A 1,467-nucleotide genomic window follows, 5' to 3' on the forward strand; every position below is an offset into this window, starting at 1 on the left:
AATATTGATGAGGGGCGTTCTTTTGCAAGTGTGCAAACAGATTTAATCGAGTCGCATCAACATCAAGGACAGAGCCTTTCGATGTCTCATTTTACCAGCAACGAAAACTTTTGGGATGGGAATACGACGGATGTGTTGGGCTATCGTCTAGGCTTGTTTGGGGGGAGCTCTCTAGCGAATTTTATGGGCATAGAGCGTGAGAATTTAGGGGGCTACATTGTAAGTTCTCATACTCTTGATGAGAACCAAGAGGTTGTTTTGGAGAGCACTGGTGAAGGCGAGACGCGTCCAGTAAATGTGAGTGTTCTGTTTGCGATTAAGACATGAGGTGTAAGATGTCGACGATCTATGATTGGTCTTTAAATGCCTCCTTGAATGCCTATTGTGATGATTTGATTGATTGGTCAAAAGGACAACGTCCTAGTAGTCTGAATAATAGTGCTCGTGTGATGATGCAACGTGTGCGTGAGTATTTATCGGATACGAGTGGTGTGATTGAAAGCACTTTTACGGTTGATGCTGAACACCAGACGACGTTGATAAGACTTCAAAGCCAATCGCAATTTTTAGAGTATAAGAATGGGATATCAATTTATTTTAAAGCGAAGGGCAAGAATGTTGGGGAAACCGCAATTGCCTTAAATGATTTGGCGGCTAAACCTGTTTACAAGGCGACGGAATTAGGTCTCCGTGTTTTATCGGGAGGCGAGCTTCAAAGGGGGTGCATTTATAGCTTGGTTTATAGGGATCATGCTTGGCAAGTTTTAAATCCTACGCCTCTCTCTTTATCGCAAGAGCCGGTTATCCCTGTTTATCCACTAGGGACGATAGGGATTTTTGGGATGCAAGTTTTGCCAGATGGCTGGTTACCATGTGATGGGAAGGCTTATTTGCGTAGTGATTATCCTGCTCTTTATGAAGCGATAGGGATCAGGTGGGGAGGCGCTGATAGTTGGACGAAGTTTAATGTTCCCGATTTGCGTGGTGTTTTTTTACGAGGTGTTGATGATGACCGCGAGATAGACCGCTTTCGTTATCTTGGCACTTTACAAAATGACGCAATGAGAAAGCATGACCATGGGGGTCAATCCTTTACGATTTTGAATGATGAAAATCAGGAAGAGAGTTGGCATGGTGATATGACGATCATCTGGGGATATGTGTTGAATGACCAGCAAAGATTGAAGCTTGCTGAACGTTTGGGCGTGAGAGCAGAGGATATACGCGTGCACCATAAGCTCGCCTTTCCCCATTCCCACCTTCACATGCGTGATGTTGCATTGGCAAGTTCAGGTATAAGTGAGACGCGCCCGATTAATATGAGTGTTGTGTTTGGAATCAAGACGTGAGGTTTAGATGTCCACGATTTATGATTGGTCTTTAACAGCATCTGAGAATGGTGGTGCTGATGCTTTAATTAATTGGTCAGAGGGACAGCACCCTAACACGGTTAATAATAGCGCTCGT

1 protein-coding gene and 2 pseudogenes are annotated in these 1,467 nt (G+C 44.2%); all 3 read left to right on the plus strand.

What is annotated here, in order from left to right; genetic code table 11:
- A pseudogene (locus ACFIMC_RS05135) lies at positions 1–327 on the plus strand (phage tail protein); the annotation flags it as partial.
- A gap of 8 nt (positions 328–335) precedes the next feature.
- Entirely contained in the window at positions 336–1,349 is a 1,014-nt protein-coding gene (locus tag ACFIMC_RS05140) for a phage tail protein (RefSeq protein ID WP_375621736.1), read from the plus strand.
- Between the two features lie 7 nt (positions 1,350–1,356).
- Positions 1,357–1,467 (plus strand): annotated as a pseudogene (locus ACFIMC_RS05145) (phage tail protein); the annotation flags it as partial.

Source organism: Bartonella sp. AP21QHHD (assembly GCF_042196205.1).
Taxonomy (GTDB): domain Bacteria; phylum Pseudomonadota; class Alphaproteobacteria; order Rhizobiales; family Rhizobiaceae; genus Bartonella.

Coding starts and splice junctions, on each gene's coding strand:
- ACFIMC_RS05140 (WP_375621736.1), top strand. CDS start 336: ATGTCGACGATCTATGATTGGTCTTTAAATGCCTCCTTGAATGCCTAT.